At 66.7% G+C, this 22,279-nt stretch carries 21 protein-coding genes, 2 pseudogenes and 1 riboswitch; of the genes and pseudogenes, 14 read left to right on the forward strand and 9 right to left on the reverse strand.

Going from position 1 to position 22,279, the window contains the following annotated elements; genetic code table 11:
- Window positions 1-22 precede the first annotated feature (22 nt).
- The 5 genes from ACFYTS_RS17515 to ACFYTS_RS17535 all read left to right on the forward strand — a co-directional run bounded on the left by ACFYTS_RS17515 (window position 23) and on the right by ACFYTS_RS17535 (window position 4,178).
- Window positions 23-994 (forward strand): ABC transporter substrate-binding protein, encoded by a 972-nt coding sequence (locus tag ACFYTS_RS17515; protein WP_387305299.1) that lies wholly within the window; start codon window positions 23-25, stop codon window positions 992-994.
- A complete protein-coding gene (locus ACFYTS_RS17520) occupies window positions 991-1,560 on the forward strand; it encodes a GNAT family N-acetyltransferase (RefSeq protein WP_387305301.1) in 570 nt (189 codons plus the stop codon). Before ACFYTS_RS17515 ends, ACFYTS_RS17520 begins: the two co-directional genes overlap by 4 nt.
- A 133-nt stretch (window positions 1,561-1,693) precedes the next feature.
- Window positions 1,694-2,005 carry a hypothetical protein gene (locus ACFYTS_RS17525; protein WP_387305302.1) on the forward strand — a complete coding sequence of 104 codons (312 nt, stop codon included), beginning with the start codon at window positions 1,694-1,696 and terminating at the stop codon, window positions 2,003-2,005.
- Between the two features lie 119 nt (window positions 2,006-2,124).
- Window positions 2,125-3,756, forward strand: a complete 1,632-nt coding sequence (locus ACFYTS_RS17530) for an ABC-F family ATP-binding cassette domain-containing protein (protein ID WP_357287741.1) — start codon at window positions 2,125-2,127, stop codon at window positions 3,754-3,756.
- Window positions 3,757-3,929: 173 nt separating this feature from the next.
- Window positions 3,930-4,178, forward strand: coding sequence for a helix-turn-helix domain-containing protein (locus tag ACFYTS_RS17535; protein ID WP_357082573.1), 249 nt, complete (start codon window positions 3,930-3,932; stop codon window positions 4,176-4,178).
- A gap of 93 nt (window positions 4,179-4,271) precedes the next feature.
- Here the strand turns inward: ACFYTS_RS17535 and ACFYTS_RS17540 are convergent, their stop codons facing one another.
- The 4 genes from ACFYTS_RS17540 to ACFYTS_RS17555 form a co-directional block, all read right to left on the reverse strand.
- A complete protein-coding gene (locus ACFYTS_RS17540; protein ID WP_387305305.1) occupies window positions 4,272-5,231 on the reverse strand; it encodes a hypothetical protein in 960 nt (319 codons plus the stop codon).
- Window positions 5,232-5,243: 12 nt separating this feature from the next.
- Window positions 5,244-5,705, reverse strand: a complete 462-nt coding sequence (locus ACFYTS_RS17545; RefSeq protein WP_357287736.1) for a hypothetical protein — start codon at window positions 5,703-5,705, stop codon at window positions 5,244-5,246.
- Between the two features lie 192 nt (window positions 5,706-5,897).
- Window positions 5,898-6,314 carry an acyl-CoA thioesterase gene (locus tag ACFYTS_RS17550; protein ID WP_357287733.1) on the reverse strand — a complete coding sequence of 139 codons (417 nt, stop codon included), beginning with the start codon at window positions 6,312-6,314 and terminating at the stop codon, window positions 5,898-5,900.
- Window positions 6,315-6,497: 183 nt separating this feature from the next.
- Window positions 6,498-6,998, reverse strand: a complete 501-nt coding sequence (locus tag ACFYTS_RS17555; protein WP_387305307.1) for a cupin domain-containing protein — start codon at window positions 6,996-6,998, stop codon at window positions 6,498-6,500.
- 71 nt (window positions 6,999-7,069) lie between these two features.
- Between ACFYTS_RS17555 and ACFYTS_RS17560 the strand changes: the two genes are divergently transcribed.
- Window positions 7,070-7,576 (forward strand): MarR family winged helix-turn-helix transcriptional regulator, encoded by a 507-nt coding sequence (locus ACFYTS_RS17560; protein ID WP_387305309.1) that lies wholly within the window; start codon window positions 7,070-7,072, stop codon window positions 7,574-7,576.
- 26 nt (window positions 7,577-7,602) lie between these two features.
- On the opposite strand, the gene ACFYTS_RS17565 is transcribed toward ACFYTS_RS17560, so the two are convergent.
- Together ACFYTS_RS17565 and acnA are read right to left on the reverse strand one after the other, a co-directional pair.
- Window positions 7,603-8,169 (reverse strand): helix-turn-helix domain-containing protein, encoded by a 567-nt coding sequence (locus ACFYTS_RS17565; RefSeq protein WP_357082556.1) that lies wholly within the window; start codon window positions 8,167-8,169, stop codon window positions 7,603-7,605.
- A 201-nt stretch (window positions 8,170-8,370) separates the two neighbouring features.
- Window positions 8,371-11,163, reverse strand: a complete 2,793-nt coding sequence (gene acnA / locus ACFYTS_RS17570) for an aconitate hydratase AcnA (protein ID WP_357287724.1) — start codon at window positions 11,161-11,163, stop codon at window positions 8,371-8,373.
- Between the two features lie 182 nt (window positions 11,164-11,345).
- Between acnA and ACFYTS_RS17575 the strand changes: the two genes are divergently transcribed.
- On the forward strand, window positions 11,346-11,888 hold the full coding sequence (locus ACFYTS_RS17575; protein ID WP_387305311.1) for a DUF6676 family protein: 543 nt from the start codon (window positions 11,346-11,348) through the stop codon (window positions 11,886-11,888).
- Window positions 11,889-12,200: 312 nt separating this feature from the next.
- Window positions 12,201-13,649, forward strand: coding sequence for an NlpC/P60 family protein (locus ACFYTS_RS17580; RefSeq protein ID WP_387305313.1), 1,449 nt, complete (start codon window positions 12,201-12,203; stop codon window positions 13,647-13,649).
- 381 nt (window positions 13,650-14,030) lie between these two features.
- On the opposite strand, the pseudogene ACFYTS_RS17585 reads toward ACFYTS_RS17580, so the two are convergent.
- Window positions 14,031-14,265 (reverse strand): annotated as a pseudogene (locus ACFYTS_RS17585) (histidine kinase); the annotation flags it as partial.
- A gap of 416 nt (window positions 14,266-14,681) precedes the next feature.
- Here ACFYTS_RS17585 and ACFYTS_RS17590 point away from each other — a divergent pair.
- Window positions 14,682-15,318, forward strand: a pseudogene (locus ACFYTS_RS17590) (acyl-ACP desaturase).
- A 551-nt stretch (window positions 15,319-15,869) separates the two neighbouring features.
- Here the strand turns inward: ACFYTS_RS17590 and ctaD are convergent.
- Window positions 15,870-17,609 carry a cytochrome c oxidase subunit I gene (ctaD, locus tag ACFYTS_RS17595; protein ID WP_213555951.1) on the reverse strand — a complete coding sequence of 580 codons (1,740 nt, stop codon included), beginning with the start codon at window positions 17,607-17,609 and terminating at the stop codon, window positions 15,870-15,872.
- A 284-nt stretch (window positions 17,610-17,893) separates the two neighbouring features.
- Here ctaD and ACFYTS_RS17600 point away from each other — a divergent pair, with 284 nt between their 5' ends.
- The 3 genes from ACFYTS_RS17600 (at window position 17,894) to ACFYTS_RS17610 (ending at window position 19,226) form a co-directional block, all read left to right on the forward strand.
- The gene (locus ACFYTS_RS17600) at window positions 17,894-18,409 is read left to right on the forward strand and encodes a flavodoxin domain-containing protein (protein ID WP_387305874.1); all 516 of its coding nucleotides are present in this window, start codon (window positions 17,894-17,896) and stop codon (window positions 18,407-18,409) included.
- 206 nt (window positions 18,410-18,615) lie between these two features.
- The gene (locus ACFYTS_RS17605) at window positions 18,616-18,753 is read left to right on the forward strand and encodes a DUF2871 family protein (RefSeq protein WP_387305315.1); all 138 of its coding nucleotides are present in this window, start codon (window positions 18,616-18,618) and stop codon (window positions 18,751-18,753) included.
- Between the two features lie 248 nt (window positions 18,754-19,001).
- Complete coding sequence (locus ACFYTS_RS17610) at window positions 19,002-19,226, forward strand: hypothetical protein (protein WP_387305318.1); 225 nt, start codon at window positions 19,002-19,004, stop codon at window positions 19,224-19,226.
- Between the two features lie 246 nt (window positions 19,227-19,472).
- On the opposite strand, the gene ACFYTS_RS17615 is transcribed toward ACFYTS_RS17610, so the two are convergent.
- Window positions 19,473-19,652, reverse strand: coding sequence for a hypothetical protein (locus tag ACFYTS_RS17615; protein WP_387305320.1), 180 nt, complete (start codon window positions 19,650-19,652; stop codon window positions 19,473-19,475).
- 324 nt (window positions 19,653-19,976) lie between these two features.
- Window positions 19,977-20,147: riboswitch (M-box (ykoK) riboswitch) on the reverse strand.
- A gap of 63 nt (window positions 20,148-20,210) precedes the next feature.
- Between ACFYTS_RS17615 and ACFYTS_RS17620 the strand changes: the two genes are divergently transcribed.
- On the forward strand, window positions 20,211-20,945 hold the full coding sequence (locus tag ACFYTS_RS17620; protein WP_387305877.1) for a transposase: 735 nt from the start codon (window positions 20,211-20,213) through the stop codon (window positions 20,943-20,945).
- A 591-nt stretch (window positions 20,946-21,536) separates the two neighbouring features.
- The gene (locus ACFYTS_RS17625; RefSeq protein ID WP_379263028.1) at window positions 21,537-22,196 is read left to right on the forward strand and encodes a VIT1/CCC1 transporter family protein; all 660 of its coding nucleotides are present in this window, start codon (window positions 21,537-21,539) and stop codon (window positions 22,194-22,196) included.
- Window positions 22,197-22,279 lie beyond the last annotated feature (83 nt).

The following is a 22,279-nucleotide window of genomic DNA, read 5'->3' on the forward strand; positions in this document are numbered from 1 at the left end:
ACGACACAAGGATTCATCGATCATGACCGTCTCCAACACGCTCGCGCGTGTCCTGCCCGCTGCCGTTGTCGCGGTGCTCGCACTGACCGGCTGCGGCGCGACCGCGCCCGAGAACGCGCAGTCCGCCGACGGGGCCTTCCCGCTCACCATCTCCAGTTGCGGCCGGGACGTGCGATTCGACCGCACCCCCGCCCGGGTGGTCACCGTGGGATCGGTGGCCGCCCCGCTCATCGCCGCCGCCGGCGCCGCCGACCGCGTCGTGACCCGAACCTTCGAAACCGCGCCCTTCCCCGGGGAATACGCCGCCGCGCTCGGTCACGCCGAAATGATCACGCCCACCGCGGATCTCGCCCGAGAACAGATCATCGCGCGGAATCCGGACGTGGTGGTGAGCTTCGAAGGCGCGGCCGTCAAACCGGAGGACCTGGCCTCGGCGGGCATCCCGCTGCTGGTCACCCGCGGCTACTGCAAGAACGCCGCCGGCGCCTACGACGACATCTTCGCCGATATCGAGCTGTACGGAAAGCTGTTCGGGACCGCGAAGCAAGCCGGCGACACCGTCGCCGACCTGCGCCGCCGTGTCGCCGCGGTCGCGGATCAGCACCGGCCCGGCAGCCCGGCCCGCCCCGCCGCCGCACTCATCCTCTCCCGGGACGGCTCCACCCTCAGCGCGTACGGCGCCACCAGCACCGTGCACACGCAAATGGGCACGCTGGGGCTCGAGAACATCTTCGGTGACGTGGCCAAACGCAATTTCGAGGCCAATACCGAGACCCTGATCGCCCGAAATCCCGACGTGATCATCCTGCTCACCCAAGGCGACCAAACCCCAGACTCGGTCCGGCGTGCCCTCCGTGACCGTCCGGAACTGGCCTCGCTCGACGCGATCCGCCACGACCGCGTCATCGCCGTCCCGTTCGGCTACACCGGCCCCGGCCCGGTCGCCGTCGAGGGCCTCGAGGTGCTGTCCGCCAAGCTCGGCGCCCTCCGATGAGCGACTACACCCTCCGCGCGGCACTGCCGCAGGATCTCCCCGGCGCCCGCAGCGTCATGCTCGACACCTTCTACCACGACCTCGGCTACGGCTACCTGCCCGAGCATCACGACGATGTCGTCGACCCGGCCCGCGCCTACCTCTGCCATCCCTGCCAGCGCCTCTGGGTGGCGGTGCTCGGCGCGGAGGTGGTCGCCACCACCGCGATCCGGGCCAGGGGACCGCGCACGCCGCCGCATCCGGCGTGGCTGGCCGCACGCTACCCCGACCACAGCACGGCCCAGCTGTTCCGCGTCTACGTCCGGCCCGAGCACCGCCGCCACGGGCTGGCCACCGCATTGGTCGTGCGGGCGGTCGAGTTCGTACGCCGGACACCCGCGTATCAGCGGTTGTACCTGCACACCGACGCTAGCGTGCCCGGTGCGCTGGAATTCTGGAAATCACTCGGGACGGTCGTGCACGACGACCGCCAACCCGGGCGACGCTTCCAGACCGTGCACCTGGAGATCCCGTTGGATGAGTCAGAAGGCGGGATGGTCAGCGGCCGATCGGGCGGCGGGGAGTGAGCCCGCGGTCTCGTGAACCTCTCTCGTCACTTCAGCCCCGCCAGTGAGTGACGAATCACCGACGAAGGCCAACCTGTCATCCTGGTCGCGTCGGGGCGGCGGATGGCAGCGTCGGGGCGTAGGGTGCGACCGCATGGCAGCAGTCCCGTTCCGTCCGTTCCGCGAACTGGCGTTCGTTCTCGCTGCGGCCGTGGCGATTCCGATGCTCGCGACCCTCGCGTTCTCCGCCATCGGGCACCCCGAATGCGCCAGCATCCCGGAAGATGTGGGCCCGTGCGGCTACTGGGCTCGGGTGGCCTACTACGGGCCGTTCATCATGGTGTGGGGTGTGATCTTCTGCGGGGGATTCGGAGCAACGCTGTGGCTGATCGCGGTCGCGGCCCGCGGCGTCTTCCTGGCGGCCCGTCGCCGCCGTGAGCGCATCCGCGCAGGCCAGCACGCCTGACCATGCCCCTGACCTCGGGGTCCCGCCCGCTTGGGATAAAATCGGTGGTTCTTGTGTGTCGACGCGACGCACAATCGATCAGTTAACCATCGGCATCCGCTGCACCCGAGGAGACGCTTGTGATCACCGCGACCGACCTGGAGGTCCGGGCCGGAGTCCGCACCCTGCTGACGGCGCCGGGCTCGGCGCTGCGGGTGCAGGCCGGTGACCGGATCGGGCTGGTGGGCCGCAACGGTGCCGGCAAGACCACCACACTGCGCATTCTCGCCGGTGAAGGTGAACCCTACGCGGGCAAGGTCATTCGTTCGGGAGAACTGGGATATTTGCCCCAGGATCCGCGCGAGGGCAACCTCGACATGCTCGCCAAGGACCGGGTGCTCTCGGCGCGCGGCCTCGACACCCTGCTGCGGGAGATGGAGAAGCAGCAGGCGCTGATGGCCGAGGTCGCCGACGAGAAGGAACGCGACAAGGCGATCCGCAAGTACGGCCGCCTCGAGGAGCGCTTCTCGGCCCTGGGCGGTTACGTCGCCGAGAGCGAAGCCGCCCGCATCTGCCACAGCCTCGCCCTGCCCGACCGGGTGCTGAACCAGCAGCTGCGGACTCTCTCCGGTGGTCAGCGTCGTCGAATCGAGTTGGCGCGCATCCTGTTCAGCGCCTCCGACGGCAGCGGCGGCAAGTCCGACACCACGCTGCTGCTCGACGAGCCCACCAACCACCTCGACGCCGACTCCATCAACTGGCTGCGCGGGTTCCTGCAGAACCACGACGGCGGCCTCATCGTCATCTCCCACGATGTCGAACTGCTCGGCGACGTGGTGAACAAGGTGTGGTTCCTCGACGCCGTGCGCGGCGAGGCCGACATCTACAACATGGGCTGGAAGAAGTACCTCGACGCCCGCGCCACCGACGAACAGCGCCGCGTGCGCGAGCGCGCCAATGCCGAGAAGAAGGCCTCCGCGCTCAAGCAGCAGGCCGCCAAGCTCGGCGCCAAGGCGACGAAAGCGGCTGCGGCGCACCAGATGGTCAAGCGCGCCGAGCGCATGCTCAACGAGGTCGACGACATCCGCGTGGCCGACAAGGTGGCGCGGATCAAGTTCCCCGAGCCGGCCCCTTGCGGTAAGACGCCGCTGATGGCCACCAACCTGACCAAGCTGTACGGGTCCCTCGAGATCTTCACCGGGGTGAACCTGGCCATCGACAAGGGCAGCCGGGTGGTCATCCTGGGCCTCAACGGCGCCGGTAAGACCACCATGCTGCGGCTGCTCGCGGGCGTGGAGACCCTGACCGCGGGCCAGATCGACCCCGGTCGCGGCCTCAAAATCGGATATTTCGCCCAGGAACACGACACCCTGGACGACCAGGCCACGGTCTGGGAGAACATCCGTCACGCCGCCCCCGACGCGGGCGAGCAGGACCTGCGCGGTCTGCTGGGCGCGTTCATGTTCTCCGGGCCGCAGCTCGAGCAGCCCGCGGGCACGCTCTCCGGTGGTGAGAAGACCCGTCTCGCCCTGGCCGGTCTGGTGTCCTCGGCGGCGAATGTCCTTCTGCTGGACGAACCTACGAACAACCTCGACCCGGTCTCGCGTGAGCAGGTGCTCGACGCGCTGCGCAGTTACGCGGGCGCGGTGGTCCTGGTGACCCACGACCCGGGCGCGGCCGAGGCGCTCAACCCCGAGCGCGTCATCATGCTGCCCGACGGCACCGAGGACCACTGGTCGCAGGATTACCTGGAACTGATCCAGCTGGCCTGAGCGCGCGCGTTCCGGGCCCGGAGAAACCGCCGTCCGCGCCCGGAAACTCGCTTCCCGCACCGAAAAACGCGTGTTCGCCAAAACTCGGTGATTCACATCACACCGTTTCGTTGATCACAGGCATCCGAGTCTCTACCCTGGAATAAGGCGCCCACGGCGACTCGGAGGAAGCCATGAGTGACAGGCCCGCACAGGGTAAAGCCGTATTGGGTAAAGGCACGCGCGTCACCGGGAAATCCCGCGATCGCTTGCAATCCCAGCTCAAGAAGCAGTACGAGGCGGGGGCCAGTATCCGGTCCCTAGCCAGGGAAACCGGGCGGTCGTACGGCTTCATTCACAACGTGCTCGTGGAGTCGCATGTGCAACTCCGCAGCCGGGGCGGTGCCAACCGCCGCAAGGCCGGCAAGCCCGTCAGCAAGTAGCGTCCCGTTCCGGGAACACGATCGCGGGGACTCGGCCGGTGAATGCCGGTCGGGGACTTGCGATCTCGCTCCGCTCGCGATGGCGTGCGGCCGCTACGGGGTCACGGTCCCGTCGCCGAGCACCAGCAGGTTCGCCAGGCTCCGGAAAATCGGCAGACCGGTCTTGATCTCGAGATAGGCGAACTGCCCCTGGGGATTCACCTCCAGGAAGTAGAACTCGCCATCGAGCCCCACTCGCAGGTCCAGCACGCCGAAAGCCAGTCCCAGCGCGCCCATCAGCGTGGTCAGCGACTTGCTCACCGAGGCGGGCAGGCGATCGGCGGTGAACGCCACCGAGGTGTCCAGGCGCGAATCCACCCGTCCCACACCGGATTGCGAGTCGATGCGCACCACCCACTCGATGCCGTCCACCCACACGATGCGCAGGTCGCTCTCGGCCTGGATGTAGTCCTGGAAGATGGTGGGGGAGTTGCGGATCGTGGCGAGCCGGTCGAAATCGGCCGGCGTGAACAGGCGGGTCTCGGTGAACGCCCCGCGCCTGGTGCCGGTGCGCTTGTAAACCACTGGCCCGGGCCGGGATTCGATGAAGGCGCGTGCCTCGTCGGGATCATTGGTGACGAGGGTTTCCGGAATCGTGAATCCGGCCCGGGCGGCGGTCTCCAACTGCACGATCTTGCGTCCCGCGGTGCGGTCGGCCCCGGGGTCGTTGACCCACAGGGCCGGGATCGACCACAGCAGCCCCTGCAGGAAGCCGTCGCACTCGGCGCGGCGGTAGTCGTCGTCCTCGGCGCTCAGCCCGCCCGGCACCAGGGTGGGGTGCGGGCGCCGCCACCACACCGAGGTGACGTCGTCGAGTCCGAAAATGTGCGACAGGCTGCGGTAGGAGCCGTCCGCGCCGAGCCGGAAAGCGCCGTTCTCGCGCGGGAAGTCACGCATGTCGAGACGAATCGGATTATGCCCATGAAATTTACGCAGCGTAGCGGCGAGGGCGTCGCCGTGGAGATCCTCGGCCTCGGTGACGATGAGGACCGAGCCCGTGGTGCGGGCGGCCATGCGTGGCCCCCGTCAGTCGAGGCTGTCGCAGGCGATGCCGTCGTCGCTGCCGTTGTGCGACCGGGTCTGGCAGCAGGTCATGGTGGCCCCGCCGACCCCAGGCCCCGCCGTCAGATCCAGTCCGCGGGCCCAGATCTCGGTCTGCCGGCGCAGCTCGTCGTCACCGCGCGCGGGACTCTGCTCCGGCGCCAGCGTCAGCGGACGATCGGTGACCTCGACGCGACGGCGCTGGGTGAAATCGGCAGTGGCGCCGGACCGTACCCGCACCAGGACCGGACGGCCCTCGCAACCGCTCTGCGCACTCGCAGCGTCCCACCGGGCGATGTCGAGCACATCCGCGCGATCCAGGGTCCAGGTGCCGTCGCCGACGCGCACGCTGATACTTCGCTCGGTGGCTGCGACAAGGTAGCCGGGTAGCGGTCGCGAGGTGGTGGCGAGGGTCGCCGATCCCGTTCGGTGCAGGGCGCCGGTCATGCGGAACTCCGATCTGCTCGGGATTTGCTGCGGGGCCGAGCGTGATCTGAATCATATCCCGCGACGGGTCGAATTCGGTCCGCATCGACAGATTTCAGCCTCCTCGGCAAACTCCGCCGGGGTTTCGGAAATTGCTCCCGCCGAAAGATTTTCGCTGAACAATCGGGGTGGGTGCGGACGAGCGTCGCGGGACTAGAGGCCCAGGGCGTCGGGCGAGTCGGCTACGGCCCGCAGTGCCGCACCGGGATCCGCAACCAGTTTGCGGGCCGCGAGGTCGAGAATGCCGGACACGGCGTCGATCTCCGCGGACACGGTGCCGTCGAGTTTCACGATGCGCTGGCGCATCCGGAAGATCTTGCCGCCGGTGAATTCGAACTCGCAGCTCACAGTCACCTCGTCGCCGAGATGCAGTTCCCGCTGGTACTTGATGGTCTGTTCCAGCACGACCGGGCCGATGCCCGCGGTCACCATCTTGTCCCCGGCGATGCCCGCGGCCTTCAGCAGCTCCCAGCGCGCGTGCTCGGCGTACTGGAGGTAGACCGCCTGATTGAGATGCCCGTTGATATCGAGCTCATAGCCGCGCACGGTGATGGGAACAGAGAATGCCATGCAAGGTCCAACCCGCGACGACCCGATGATCATTCCGCGTTTCGGGTGGCCTACGGCACATCCACCTCGGCGACTCCCGGGCTACCCGGTGGGCGGAATGCCCCGGAGGGTGTTGCGATCGGTTGCCGGTGAACCGCGCCGACGGGTCGGCGAATACGCGGCGCGGCAGGCGAACTCGCGTGTTCAGGCGCGATTCGCGGTGCGCTCGGCCCACCACCGCGGAGCGTCGACGAAGTAGTTGTCGTACTCCTTCTGCGCCGCCTCGATGTCGGCCGGGGTGGTCTGCCCCAGCGCCAGCTGCTCCAGGAATCGGAAGTACCCGTGGCGCTCCACGCCCGGCATGAGGGCGATGAACAGGCGGGCCGAGGAGCCGGGGACCGCGCCGAAGGCGTGCGGCATGAACCGGGGGACCACCAGCGCCCCGCCCGCGCCGACGGTGACGATCTCGTCCCCGGCCATGACCTGGAGTTCGCCGTCCGCGACGAAGAACAGCTCGTCGGAGAGTGTGTGATAGTGCGGCGCGGCCCCGTCGGCGCCCTCGGCCAGCGTCACCTCGACGGTGCTGACCGACCCGCCCGCCTCCTCGGAGTCGATGAGCAGTCGCACCGAGGCGGGCTGCCCCGCGCCGATGATCTCGGAGTCCTCGGGGCGGCGGATGGCGGCGGGGCGGGAAGCGGCGTTCATGACAAGCTCCGAATCATTCGGTGATTGATAATTCGCTACCGAACTATATGGCATCGAATAGAGTGTTGTCCATGGGTGAGAACGAGACCGACGCCGTGGACACCATCGCGGCACAGTGGCGGCGGGAACGGCCGGACCTGGACGGCGAGGCCATGGAGATCATCGGCCGCCTGGGCAGACTGGCCGCGGTCGCGGGCGCGAAGGTCGAAACGGTGTTCACCGCACACGGATTGCAACGCGGCGAGTTCGATGTGCTTGCGGCGCTGCGCCGTTCGGGGGAGCCCTACGAGCTCAACCCCTCCGCCCTGGCCGACACCCTGATGATGTCGCGTGCGGGCATGACCGGCCGACTCGACCGCTTGGAGCAGGCCGGTCTGGTGCGCCGCATCGCCGACGCGGGGGACCGGCGCGCCATCAAGGTGGCGCTCACCGACCGCGGCCTGCACCTGATCGACATCGTGGTCACCGACCACTTCGAGAACGAGACCCGCATCCTGTCGGTGTTGAGCGCCGCGGATCGCAAGGAACTCGACCGCATCTCGCGGCTACTGCTCGCCGATCTCGAACGCGAGGACTGACGCGGGGGCGAATTCGCCCCGGGTGATCACGCCTTGCGGCGGATGGAGGCCTCGACCAGATCGAGCACGGCTTCGAGATTGTTGCCCGCGTGCCCGGAGGCGATGCGGGCGATGAGGCCGTCGAGGACGAGGTCCAGGTAACCGAGCAGCACCTCGGTGGGGACGTCGTCGCGCAGCGCGCCCGCGGCCTTGCGGCGCTCCAGGCGGGCCACGGTGGCGGCGGTGAGCTCCTCGGACCGCTCTTCCCAATTGGCCCGGAACTCCGGGTCGTTGCGCAGGCGGCGGGCGATTTCGAGGCGGGTGCCCAGCCAGTCGAAATCCTCGGGGCGGGCGAGCATGTCGCGCATGACCTGGATCAGACCCTGGTTGGCGGCGACCTCGGCCATGCGGCCCGCGTCCTCCTGGGCCAGCGCCAGGAACAGCGCGTCCTTGTCTCGGAAGTGGTGGAAGATCGCGCCCCGCGACAGACCGGTCGCTTCTTCGAGACGACGCACGGTGGCGCCCTCGTAGCCGAACTCGGCGAAGCAACTGCGGGCTCCGTCGAGGATCTGGCTGCGCCGGGCGGCGAGGTGGTCGTCTGACACCTTGGGCACTGGACTCCTCCGAAACGTGTTGTGCGGGTTCTCCTTATCGATCTTGCGACCAAATCGGAGAACCCGCACGAGCGACGAGCGAAGCGACCCGGTGGGGGTCGCGTGGCGGGCCCCGGAGCTGCGCTTTCACGCGATTCCGGTGCCCGCCACCACGACTCGGTTTCGAAACAGCCCTTCGAGAACCGAGCTACATCGCAGTGACTAGCCGCGAATCATGTTGCGCAGCACGAACTGCAGGATGCCGCCGTTGCGGTAGTAGTCCGCCTCACCGGGGGTGTCGATGCGGACGACCGCGTCGAAGACGACCTTCTCGCCGTTCTCCTTGGTGGCGGTGACCTTCATGGTCTTCGGAGTCACACCCTCGTTCAGCTTGGTGATGCCCTCGATGTCGAAGGTCTCGGTGCCGTCCAGGCCCAGCGACGCGGCCGACTGGCCGGCCGGGAACTGCAGCGGCACAACGCCCATGCCGATCAGGTTCGAGCGGTGGATGCGCTCGAACGACTCGGTGATGACGGCCTTGACGCCCAGCAGGCTGGTGCCCTTGGCGGCCCAGTCGCGCGAGGAACCCGAGCCGTACTCCTTGCCGCCCAGCACGACCAGCGGGATGCCCGCGGCCTGGTAGTTCTGCGAGGCGTCGTAGATGAAGGCCTGCGGGCCACCCGGCTGGGTGAAGTCGCGGGTGTAACCACCCGAGACGTCGTCCAGCAGCTGGTTGCGCAGACGGATGTTGGCGAAGGTGCCGCGGATCATCACCTCGTGGTTACCACGACGCGAGCCCAGCGAGTTGTAGTCCTTGCGCTCGACGCCGTTGGCGTCCAGGTACTGCGCGGCCGGGGTGCCCGGCTTGATCGGACCGGCGGGGGAGATGTGGTCGGTGGTGACCGAGTCGCCCAGCAGCGCCAGCACGCGCGCGCCCGTGATGTCCTGGACCGGAGCCGGCTCCATCGACATGCCGTCGAAGTACGGGGCCTTGCGGACGTAGGTCGAGGCCTCGTCCCACGCGAAGGTGTCGCCCTCGGGGGTGTCCAGACCCTGCCAGCGCTGGTCGCCGTCGAAGACGGTGGCGTAGGACTTGGTGAACATGTCCCGGCTGATCGCCGACTTGATGGTGTCGTCGATCTCCTGCGGCGACGGCCAGATGTCCTTCAGGAAGACGTCGTTGCCGTTCTGGTCCTGGCCCAGGGCGTCGGTCTCGAAGTCGAAGTCCATGGTGCCCGCGAGCGCGTACGCGATGACCAGCGGCGGGGAGGCCAGGTAGTTCATCTTCACGTCGGGGGAGATGCGACCCTCGAAGTTACGGTTACCCGAGAGCACCGCGGTGACCGAGAGGTCGTTGTCGTTGATCGCCTTGGAGATCTCCTCCGGCAGCGGACCGGTGTTGCCGATGCAGGTGGTGCAGCCGAAGCCACCCACGTAGAAGCCCAGCTTCTCGAGGTACGGCCACAGGCCGGCCTTCTCGTAGTAGTCGGCGACGACCTGCGAGCCCGGGGCCATGTTGGTCTTGACCCACGGCTTGGAGGCCAGGCCCTTCTCGACCGCGTTGCGGGCCAGCAGGGCCGCGCCCAGCATGACCGATGGGTTCGAGGTGTTGGTGCAGGAGGTGATGCCCGCGACCACGACGGCGCCGTGATCCAGCACGAAGTCACCGCGCTCCGGGTCCGAGACCTTGACCGGCTTGGACGGACGGCCCGCGCTGCCGTTGGCGGCGGTCGGGACGGCGGTCTCGTCGGTGGCGGTGCCGGGGGCGACCGGATCGCTGGCCGGGAAGGACTCCTCGATGGCCTCGTCCAGCGCGGTGTGCGGAACCGGGTCGTTGGTGTAGGTGCGGATGTCCTTGCGGAACGCGTCCTTGCTGTCCGACAGCAGGATCCGGTCCTGCGGGCGCTTCGGGCCGGCGATGGACGGCACCACGGTGCCCAGGTCCAGCTCCAGGTACTCCGAGTACGCGGGCTCGTTGTCCGCGTCGTGCCACAGGCCCTGCTCCTTGGCGTAGGCCTCGACGAGCGCGAGCTGCTCATCGCTGCGGCCGGTCAGGCGCAGGTAGTTGATGGTCTCGGCGTCGATCGGGAAGATCGCGGCGGTGGAGCCGAACTCGGGGCTCATGTTGCCCAGGGTGGCGCGGTTGGCCAGCGGCACCTCGGCGACGCCCTTGCCGTAGAACTCGACGAACTTGCCGACCACACCGTGCTTGCGCAGCATGTCGGTGACGGTGAGCACCACGTCGGTGGCGGTGACGCCCGGCTTGATCTCACCGGTCAGCTTGAAGCCGACGACGCGCGGGATCAGCATGGAGACCGGCTGGCCCAGCATGGCGGCCTCGGCCTCGATGCCACCGACGCCCCAGCCCAGCACGCCCAGGCCGTTGACCATGGTGGTGTGCGAGTCGGTGCCGACACAGGTGTCGGGGTAGGCCTGGCCGTTGCGGACCATGACGGTGGGGGCCAGGTACTCGATGTTGACCTGGTGCACGATGCCGACGCCCGGCGGGACGACCTTGAAGTCGTCGAAGGCGCCCTGGCCCCAGCGCAGGAACTGGTAGCGCTCGCCGTTGCGCTGGTACTCCAGGTCGACGTTGCGCTCGAGGGCGTCGGCGGTGCCGAACACGTCGAGGATGACCGAGTGGTCGATGACCATGTCGGCGGGGGACAGCGGGTTGACCTTGTTCGGGTCGCCGCCGAGGGTGGTGACGGCCTCACGCATGGTGGCCAGGTCGACGATGCAGGGCACGCCGGTGAAGTCCTGCATGATCACGCGGGCCGGGGTGAACTGGATCTCGGTGTCGGGCTCGGCCGACGGATCCCAGGCCGCGAGGGCGCGGATCTGGTCGGCGGTGATGTTCGCGCCGTCCTCGGTGCGAAGCAGGTTCTCCGCGAGGACCTTCAGGGCGTAGGGCAGCTTCTCGGTGCCGGGCACGGCCGAGAGACGGAAGATCTCATACGAGTTGCTTCCGACCTCGAGGGTGCCCTTGGCGCCGAAGGTATCGATACTCGTCACGTTCAGCTCCACTCGTCTGTGAATGGGAGGGCCAGCGGCGGGGCTGTGCCGATGGCCTCGTCGAGGCGCGGGCCTCGTCCGTTTTCCGACATTAACAGTACGCTTGTCCTGTGAGCACATCGGGGGCGGGAAGACCGTGGCGCGGTGAGGCGATCTGACAAGCCGTCCCGTACCCTGCGTTCGTGACCGTCTCGCACCCCTCGGTTTTCACGCCCGTGAAGGCGGAACTACCGCCGAACACCGACTTGAATAAGATCATCGCCGATCTCGACGACAACCATGTCGCCGCCCCCGAAGGACGCGACCAGGAGGCCCTCGCGGCCATCGCCGCCGAAGCGCGCGATCAGGGCATCAAGCTCGATATCGTTGTGGTGCCGGGCAATCCGGGGATCGAGGCGAACCTGCGCGACCTGGCCAACGAGGTCGGCAAGATCGAGCACGGCACCGTGGTGGTCTTCAGTGACGACTGGGTCGGCACCTTCAGCGATCAGTTCACCCGCGGGCGGCTCGAGCGCGCCGAGGACGGGGCCAAGTACCGCGGATCCGAGCACACCGCCGATGCCGCGCGGGTTTTCGTGGATCGGCTGCAGCAGCCGGAGGCGGTGTCCTGGACGGTGATCACGCTGGTGCTGCTGGGTCTGCTGGTCGCGGGGATCGGCGGGCTGTACGTCGTGAAGTCGCGGCGGGCTCCGGAGGGGGCGCAGCCGCCGACTCCGGTGGGCTAGGGGTTCCGCTGCCGACGGCGACGGGGTCGCCGGGTGGGGTTCGGGTTCGTCCCGGGCCCCTTTTTCATTGCCCGAATCCGGGTGCGCGGTAAAGCAAACCGCCCGGTTCGTACGCGACACGCCCGATCCGTGACTCGTGTCGTGTCATGTGACGCATGGTGATCATGTGGTCTACCTGCAAATATGTGGCTACTGACGAATTACATATTTGTGATTGTGGCGTGGCTGTTCAGAGCGGTTCATGACATGTCGTACGGTTTCGCGATGGCACGGCTGGGACAGATGTGCCGAATGAGACTCCAGGGAGGTGCGATGCGACGACCGGCGAAGCGGCGCGGACGTCCAGCGCGAGTCGCTACGGAGTTGCTCGTAGCGGTCGTCGTGCTGGCCTGTGGCATGGCCTCCGGGCACGCGGTCCCACCCCCACCCCCCAATCCCAGCGACGGCGACCTCAATGCGGCCGGCGCCCAGGTCGACGCCGGTGTCGGCGAAGTCGGCGCGCTCATCAACCAGGTCGCCACCGCCGAACAGCAGCTGCAACAGCTCGACGACGCCATCGCCGTGCGCCGTGAAGCGGTGAACAAGGCCCTGGTGGATCTGCAGATCGCCCGCGACGCCGCCGACGCCGCCGCCCAGACCGTGGTGCAGTGCCAGCAGGAACTCACCGACGCGGGCGCGAAAGTCGATACCGCGCACGGCAATTTCGACAAGTACGTCGCGCAGGTCTACATGCGTCCCGGCTCCACCTCGCTGATCAGCTACATGGCCGCGCCGAGCCCCGAGATCGCGCTCAACCGCGCCCAGATCCTGACCATCGCCTCCAAGAACCAGCAGCAGGTCGTCGACGGCCTCCGCCACGCCCAGGTCGATCAGGCCAACAAGACCTCCGCCGCCAAACAGGCCCAGCAGGCCGCCGACGCGGCCGCTGCCGCCGCCGACGCCAAGAAGGCCGACGCGCAGAACGCCGTCACCACCGCCCAGGCCGAATTCAACCAGCAGAACAACGTCCGCAACGGCCTTGTCTCCCAGCGTGACTCGGCCCAGCAGCGTTTGGACTCCGCCCGCGCCAATGTGGCCGGCCTGCAGAACCAGCGCGACGCTTTCGTCGCGTGGGATCAGCAGCGCAAAGCCGAGGAAGCCGCCGCCCAGGCCGCCGCTCGCGCCGCCGCGGTCGCCGCCGCGGCTCGCGTGGCCGCCGACCGCGCCGCCGCCGACCGCGCCGCCCAGGTCGGCCAGAGCCACCGCCCGCACAAGGTCCAGGACTCCTCCCCGCCCCCGCGCCGCCCCCAGCCCAACCGTTCGGACACGCAGACCACCCGTCCCAGCGGCGGCTCCCGCTCCGAACTCATCGAAACCGTCGTCGACCGCGCCATGTCCCAGCTCGGCGTCGTCTACGCCTGGGGCGGCGGCGACGAGGACGGCCCCACCCTCGGCATCCGCGACGGCGGCACCGCCGACAGCTACGGCGACTACAACAAGACCGGCTTCGACTGCTCCGGCCTCATGATCTACGCCTTCGCCGGCGTGGGCGTCTCCCTCCCGCACTACTCCGGCTACCAATACACCATGGGCACAAGGGTTCCCGTCTCCGAACGAGCCCGCGGCGACATGCTCTTCTGGGGCGCCGGCGGCTCCCAGCACGTAGCCCTCTACATCGGCAACAACAAGATGGTCGAGGCTCCCCAATCCGGCGACGTCGTCAAGGTCTCAGCGGTCCGCGAAGACGGCATCATGCCCTACGCCGTCCGCATCATCTCCTGACCCGACGTGCCGCCGCCGGCGATCTCTGTCGTGGTCAGCTCATGCGATCCCCGGGTAGGGCCGGAAGTCCCTGCGCAGGACCTGACCCCGCACGATCACGATGTCGAATCCTGGGTCCGCGCGGCCGTCAGGGATGAATCGGAATGGTGTGCGGTGCGTGCAGTTTCAGAGCCTGTGCGATGGAATCCGTGAAGGCGCTGATGGCGGTCCAATCCCGTAGGTCGCCGTAGCGACCGCCGCCGAGCAGGCGGTAGAGGACACGTGCGCCGAGAGAGACGCCGGCAACCTGTACCTGACGGAGAATGCCGGCGGGCAACCGTTCACCGCGGACGACGATCTCGCCGCCCGGGGCGGGACCGTCGAGGTCGCCGACGCCGAGCACGCACCGGACCGGGCATCGACCAGACTGATCGCGGTGTGCACGATGGTGCGCAGTCTGATCCAAGTCCAGCCTCGATGTGACCGCCAGCATGGCTTCGACCAGGCCGTCCATGTGATCACGGGCGTCGATGATTTTCTCGACCCGGTCCTTGACCTCTACGTGCAATTCCCGGAGTCGCAGCTGGGAGAGAGTGCCGCGCACCGAACAGGAGCCGTGCTGGGGCTCAACGGTCACATCTTCTTCCTGTTGGCGGAGTCCGCGCACGATCCATCCGATACGGCCTGCCCCCGAGTCTATCCGGGGGCGTGGTGAGAGCCGATCACGGCGAGTCGCCGTGTGCGATCACCTCGCGGCCTGCACGGACAGTACGTGGTCCAGCAGCACGCGCCCACGGACGGTGAAGGTCCGGACGAGGATCATCGAAAACAGGTGGCCCCCTGAGTAAGTGGCGTGAGGATCAGGCCCTTCAGGGTGCGCGGCGGGCGCGAGTGCGAAGGCCCTCCTCAGGGGGCCTTTCGGCCCTATTTCCAGGCAGGGACGCCGTCGATCCTGTTCTAGTCATTGGTGATGCGTGTCGAGAGCGCAGGAGGGCGCGGCCGATGTTGCGGGTCTTGGAGGCTTGGTCGTCGGTGGACTACCCCGACGTCGTGCTGTTCGCCAGCGGCAAAGTGCCGGTACTCGAGGGTGAACTCGAGCCCGTCGCGGGGCAAGCCTTGGATCGGCACCTGTCGATGGCGAAGGACTGGCATCCCCACGACTATGTGCCTTGGGACGAGGGGCGTAACTTCCCGATCTTGGGCGGAATCGATTGGGAGCCAGAACAATCTCAGCTGTCCGATGTCGCGAAGGCAGCCTTGGTGACCAACCTGCTCACCGAGGACAACCTGCCCTCCTACCATCGCGAGATCGCCGAGAACTTCTCCCGCGACGGCGCGTGGGGCACCTGGGTCGGGCGGTGGACCGCAGAAGAGGCGCGCCACAGCATTGTGCTGCGCGACCCTGATCATCGAGAACTTCCGCATGCCCGGCATGGGCATGCCCAACTTCCGCCGCAACGGCGTGCTGATGGCCAAACACGGCGTCTACGACCTGCGAATCCATCTCGAAGAAGTCCTTCAGCCCGTGCTACGGCAATGGAATCTCTTCGAGCGCAACGATTTCGGTCCGATCGGTGAACAAGCCCGGGATCGGCTCGTGGTGTTTCTCGAGAATCTCGAAAGGGTCCAGATTCCGCGTTTCGAAGAACAGCGCGACCGGGCCCTGGCGCGCGAGCGGGCGCGGGTCTGATCGAATCGCACTGGGTGACGGGTGTGCGCCCGCGCCCAGTGCGGACCCGTAGTCCGGGCGTTGGTGGTCGGTTTCCACACCGAGGGAACGGTGCCAGGCGAAAACGCACGGAATAGCCGAAAGCCGGGTCCGGCGACAACCGGACCCGGCTTCGTGTACGTCGGCCTCGGGGCGGAGACTTTCTCCGCTGCGGTAACGGCGTGATTCGATCCGAGCCGACGTAGCTCTATCTTCCTTCTCGTCTTTCGGGGCAAAGTCCCACCGGCACGGCGCGGAAGCTGCCTGCCGCACCGGGGTGCGGATGGCCAGGGGGACAGCCGATCCGCACGTTCGGCATCAGGGTTAGCGTTGCTCCTCGGCGGTGCACCGCGTGCCCGGACAAATATGTGTCACAGTCGATTCGGAGGGTGTATTCGGCTTGCCGGCCGTGTCGAAGTCCGCGAGGTGGGACAAGCAGATCACTCCGGCGATCAGTACGATCGCCGTCAGTACGACAATCAGCCCGTGGGGAAGGTGTGGTACATGGAAGGTCTGCGTCTGTTGTCGGCGGGTCATTTCGTTGCCACCAGTCCGGTTTCGGCGACCTCGTGCGCCTTGGCGCCCCAGCCCACGTGGGCTTCGGCGCGCATGCGATCGACCATGTGCGGGTAGTGCAGCTCGAAAGCCGGTCGCTCCGAACGGATTCGGGGCAGCTCATGGAAGTTGTGCCGCGGCGGCGGGCAGGAGGTCGCCCACTCCAGGGAGTTGCCGTAGCCCCACGGGTCGTCCACGGTTACGACCTCGCCGTAGCGGTAGGACTTGAAGACGTTCCAGATGAACGGCAGCATCGACGCGCCCAGGAGGAACGATCCGATGGTGGAAATGGTGTTGAGCGTGGTGAATCCGTCGCTGGGCAGGTAGTCGGCGTAGCGGCGGGGCATGCCCATGTTGCCGAGCCAGTGCTGGGCCAGGAAGGTCAGGTGGAAGCCGAGGAACGTGGTCCAGAAGTGCCACTTGGCAAGTCGCTCGTTCATCATGCGGCCGGTGATCTTGGGGAACCAGAAGTAGATGCCGGCGAAGGTGGCGAACACGACTGTGCCGAACAGCGTGTAGTGGAAGTGCGCGACCACGAAGTAGGTATCGGAGATGTGGAAGTCCAGTGGCGGGCTGGCCAGTAGGACACCGGTCAAGCCGCCGAAGAGGAAGGTCACCAGGAATCCGAGCGAGAACAGCATCGGCGATTCGAAGGTCAGCTGTCCCTTCCAGAGGGTGCCGATCCAGTTGAAGAACTTCACACCGGTCGGGACCGCGATGAGGAAGGTCATGAACGAGAAGTACGGCAGCAGCACCGCGCCGGTGGCGTACATGTGGTGCGCCCACACCGCGATCGACAGTGCGGCGATGCCGAGTGTCGCGTAGACCATGCCGGTGTAGCCGAAGATCGGTTTGCGGCTGAAGACCGGGAGGATCTCGGAGACGATGCCGAAGAACGGCAAGGCGATGACATACACCTCGGGGTGGCCGAAGTACCAGAACAAGTGCTGGAACAGCATCACACCGCCGCTGGCGGGATCGTAGATGTGCCCGCCCAGATGCCGGTCGTAGAACAGTGCCAGCGCCGCGGCGGTTAGCAGCGGGAACACCAGCAGGATAAGGAAACTCGCCACCACCACGTTCCAGGTGAAGATGGGGAGCCGGAACATGGTCATGCCGGGGCAGCGCAGGCAGACCACCGTCGTGAGCATGTTGACCGCACCGAGAATCGTGCCCAGGCCCGAGACGCCTACCCCGAGGATCCATAGATCCGCGCCGACGCCGGGGGAGTGGATGATGTCGGACAAGGGCACATAGGCGGTCCATCCGAAGTCGGCCGCGCCGCCGGGCGTGATGAATCCGGCGGTCGCCATGGTCGCGCCGAATGCATAGAGCCAGTAGCTCAGGGCGTTCAATCGTGGGAAGGCGACGTCCGGTGCGCCGATCTGCAAGGGCAGCAGGATGTTCGCGAATCCGAAGATGATGGCGGTCGCGTAGAACAGCAGCATGATGGTGCCGTGCATGGTGAACAGCTGGTTGAACTGCTCGGGTGACAGGAACTGCATTCCGGGTCGCGCCAGTTCGGCGCGCATCAGCAACGCCATCAGGCCCGCGATCATGAAGAACGCCATCGAGGTCACCAGATACATGGTGCCGAGCACCTTGGGGTCGGTGGTCGTGATCAGCTTGTAGGCGAACGAGCCACGCTGTCCGCGTCGGGCTGGGTATGGGCGTGTAACTGCCACGGGTAGTTCAGGTTTCGGTGATACCGCGGTCACCAGCATCCTCCTTGCATACGTCTTATGGCTACCGCAAAGTAATCAACTACGCGCTGTCGGAGATAGGGTCGGAATTCGCCTCCTGACCTTCGCCAGTGGATCGGGGACTTTCGTCCCGAGCTGTGACGGCGATCGGCCCGGGACCCTTCCCATGCACCTCCGCTATCGACGGGACAACGGATTACCGTGGTCCCACGGGCAGGGGCAGAATTCCTCTGCCGAGAGTCGGCGCACGGTCCGCAGGCTGGCGGGCATGGGTATGGGTATGGGTGCGGCGGTTGGCCGTGGTCTATGCGACGGGGCAGGGGACGACGAAGGAAGTCGCCGAAGTCATCAGCAAGGGACTCGAATCCTCCGACACGGTGGTGGAGGTGGTGGCGATCGGTCACCGGGTGCCGGACCTGAGCGGGTTCGACACGGTGGTGCTGGGCAGTCCGGTGTATCACGAGGCGTTGCTGAAGTCCTTCGTCGTCTTCGCCTGTCAGCGGCTGGAACAGCTGGCGAAACCGGATGTGTGGCTTTTCAGCATCGGTATGGCTCCGGCGCTGACGGGTCCGGTCGGTCGACGAGTGGCGCGTGCGGTGCCGAAAGAGATTGCGATCGTGCGGGATGCGCTGGCGGTACGCGGCTACCGGGCATTCGCGGGACGCTACGAGCGCGCCGGGCTCCCGATACGCGCCAGGCTGCGCTACTTCCTGTTGGGCGGACGGCGCTACGGCAACTTGCGGGACTGGAACGCCATCTCCTCGTGGGCCGCGGAGATCGCCGCGGATTCGGCGCGCCGGGCCGTGAACGTCTGACGCGCGGTGCCGCTGTTGTGCGATGCGGCGGCTTCCGGCCTGGACGAGATGACCGAACATGCACATCGTCTCAGCGATGCTCTGTGGATCGGGTTCTGGAGCACCACCAATCGAGCTTCGTGAGCGTCGGAGCCCGCACGCTGTCCGTCTGCAACTGTCGTTCGCCGGGATCGGAAAACGGCTGGTCCGCATTGTTAGGAGTCTCAATGAAGAAGGCATACTTCGCCGCCGCGGTCTACACTCTTGCCGGGTTGGGCCTCGGTTTTTACCACCGGGAATTCACCAAGGCGCACGAATTCGCCGGACCTACTCAACTCACCGCGACCCAACTCGATCTCCCATAGCGTCCAGGTGATCAGAGGTAGTGACGAGAAGATCTGCCCGCGGCGTTCAAGCGGCCGGGCCGCCGAAGATCACCGATGTGGCCATGGCGCCACCAGATTCCGCGTGGTTACACGCGGTTCAACGCGAACCTGGCTGTCGTGATCACCAAAGGTGTCGGCACCATGTGGTGTGCGTACGCGTTCGCCACGCTCAGTTTCGTATCGTTGCCCGCTGCGATCGGCTCGGGCAGTCCCGTCATCCTGGTCTCGTGGATCAGTCAGACGTTCCTGCAGCTCGTGCTCCTGAGCATCATCATCGTGGCCAGAACATCCTGGCCGCGGCCGCCGACAAACGGGCCGAGGCCACCTACAAGGACAGTGACGCGATCCTGGCCACCACCTTGGACATCCATCGACACCTCGAGCAGCAGGACAAGCAAATTCGCGATCTGATGCAGATGATCCGAGATGCGCAGCGGTCCCAGGAATCGTGAAGCCGACCCGAGCTGGAAAGACAGTTCTTCTACCATGGTATCGAATCCTGCTGGTGGTCAGGGCTATTCAGCTCAGCCGAGGCTGATTCGGTCCGCGGTGTGGGCACACTCCCGGCAGAGCATGCCGACACCGCGAACGAGCACGGGGCCGGGCTATCCGGTGATGGACTGGAAGGTCTTGACGCCGAACAGGACCACTGCGAGCGGCAGGTAGCGGCGCAGCGCGAGCCCGCGACCGCGAGGGGCCTAGGCGTGGTAAGGGTGACCGCCCAGCGAGGCGGTGTAGACCGCGACTGGGGAGCGAGCGATACGCAGGTTGGCCCGCTCGGATTCGGTCAGGGTGTGGCGGGCGCGAACTCGGCGCGCTGAGTCCCCGAGCACCGACAGCACGGTCAGCGGGGTACGGGGGAATGCGATGACGGCCATGATGAAACTCTTTTCGGAGAATCGGCCTACCACGGAATCTCCGAATGCCACCAGAATTCTCGAATACCCGTCGGCCCCTGATTCAGGGCACACGAAATCAAACGGTCGCCGAATCGGCCGACGAACGATAAGAGAAATCAGGAAGCGCTCAGTACGCGGCAAGCCGGGAACGACAATGGTTTTCGAACCGGACTCGGATACGGACTATCGCCGGAACTCAATTCGTCCCTCACCTCCTTGCCGCCAGGACGCACGCGCGCGTCGACCACACCAACCGGTGCCGCACCAAGCGAAGGGGAAACAACATCGCGACCAGCGACGTTGTGGGCACCCCTCTCGTCAGAGCTTCGGCACTGCACGACGTATCCCATTGTGCGGGAAGCCACTTCGGATCACCCCTTAATCCGGGGAGATCTGTCCTAACCCTGGGCGTCTCTCGACGTCGTCGGATCAGTGGCCTGTATTCGTACAGGAGCCTCGCCTAAGGGATGTCCCGTAAGTGGTTGAGCGGCAACGGGTATCGTCCCACGGGTGGTGATCTCGGCGACAGATCCGGTGATGGTGGAGTTGTTCTCTGGGCTGCGGCCACGCACGTTCGCTCGCCTGATCACCGGGTTGCGGCGCGAGGGCGCCGACCGGCCGTTACGGGGCCGACCGTGGGGGTTGTGTTTCGAAGACCGGGTGTTGCTGGTGGCCACCTACTGGCGGACGAACCTGACGATGCGTCAACTCGCGGCGGTGTTCGGGGTCTCGAAGTCGGCCGCGGCCCGGGTGATCGACGACCTCGGACCGGCGTTGGCGCTGAGGCCTCGGGCCCGGTTCCCGCGTGGCGCGGTGCTGATCGTGGACGGAACCCTGGTCCCGACCCAGGATCACAAGGTCGCCGCCCAGAGTAAGAACTACCGGTACTCGACCAACCATCAGGTCGTGATCGATGCCGACACCGAACTCGTCGTCGCGCTCGGAAAACCGTTGCCGGGCAACCGCAACGACTGCCGCGCGTGGACCGAGTCCGGTGCCGCCCACGCCTGTCGCAACGCGATGGTGATCGCTGACGGCGGCTACCAGGGCACCGGTCTGATCATCCCGCACCGCCGGGTACCCGGTGTCGAGCTGCCGGAATGGAAACAGGCCCACAACAAATCCCACCGCAAGGTCCGTGCCCGTGTCGAACACGCTTTCGCCCGGATGAAGACCTGGAAGATTCTGCGCGACTGCCGTCTGCGCGGTGATGGCGTGGGTGTCGCGATGGCAGGGGTGGCGACTCTGGCCAACCTCGCCCACGCCTACTGATTCCTGGCCGGTGGACCGGTCACCGTCACCGACCCAGACTTACGGGACACCCCTTAGCGAGGTGCAGACAGACCAATATTGAGCCCCGAAACGCCTCGAGTCAAATCTGGGCGCGGCTGTGACGGATGTCATTGCTGGAAATCAGATTCCGTGCACGCGTTTTCGCCCAGGTGTATTCGCGCGGAGGTGCGATACGGGCATACCGGGAGCCATGCCGGACATGTCGGTGAACTGAGCCGCCGAACACCACCGCGTGCACGCGCTGCTGGCGCACCCCGACGACAACAGCGCTGGAACAGCATTATCGAGCCGGTCGCGCGACCTCATCCTCCGCTGCCATTTGCAGCGCCGAGACCGGTGAGGAGCTGGCGGCCGAGTGGATGCCGAGCCGTTCAAAGTGGTTCGGAAAGCCTTGCCATACTGGGTAATTGATGCCAAGGGTGCCCTGAGATTGGTGAGGCTGCCATTGCTGGCGGACGGGTCCGCCGGGCCCCTATTCTCTGCGATGTGCGTACGGATTCAGAGAAAGCTGCATTGGACAAGAGCGGTTTGCACGCGTGGGAGCCGCACAGTGCGGGGTTATCGTCCCGGTTGAATTGGCTGCGGGCCGCGGTGCTCGGTGCCAACGACGGCATTGTGTCGGTATCCGGCATCGTTGTCGGCGTAGCGGCGGCGACCACCGAGACCGGACCTGTCGTCACCGCTGGTATCGCGGGTCTGGCCGCGGGTGCGGTGGCGATGGCCCTCGGTGAGTACGTTTCGGTCAGTTCGCAGCGTGACAGTGAGCAGGCGCTGCTGGCAAAAGAGCGTCGTGAACTGCTCGAGAGCCCGGAGGAGGAACTGGCCGAGCTTGCCGCCATCTATCGCAATAAGGGCCTGTCCCCGGCCACTGCGCAGACCGTCGCCGAAGAGCTGACCGCGCATGATGCCTTCGCCGCGCATGTCGACGCCGAATTGGGGATCGACCCGGATGAGCTGACCAACCCGCGGCATGCGGCGCTGGCGTCCGCAGTCGCATTTACCATGGGTGCTCTGCTTCCGCTGCTCGCGGTCATGCTGACACCGGCGTCGGTGCGAATCCCCGTCACGTTCGGCGCGGTCCTGCTCGCACTCGCGCTGACCGGGAACCTCAGCGCGTACCTGAGCGGGGCCGGCCATGCTCGCACGGTCGCCCGAATTGTCATCGGCGGCGCCCTGGCCATGGCCGTCACCTACGGAATCGGTCACCTCGCCGGGGTCGCGGGAATCTGATCGCGGGAGCCCGTATTCGGCAACCGAAGTCGCGGCACGGGCAGCGGCTCGACCCGCAGAAACCGGCGCGGCCGCGACATGGA

The organism is Nocardia sp. NPDC004151 (genome assembly GCF_042874235.1).
In the GTDB taxonomy this organism is placed as follows: Bacteria; Actinomycetota; Actinomycetes; order Mycobacteriales; family Mycobacteriaceae; genus Nocardia.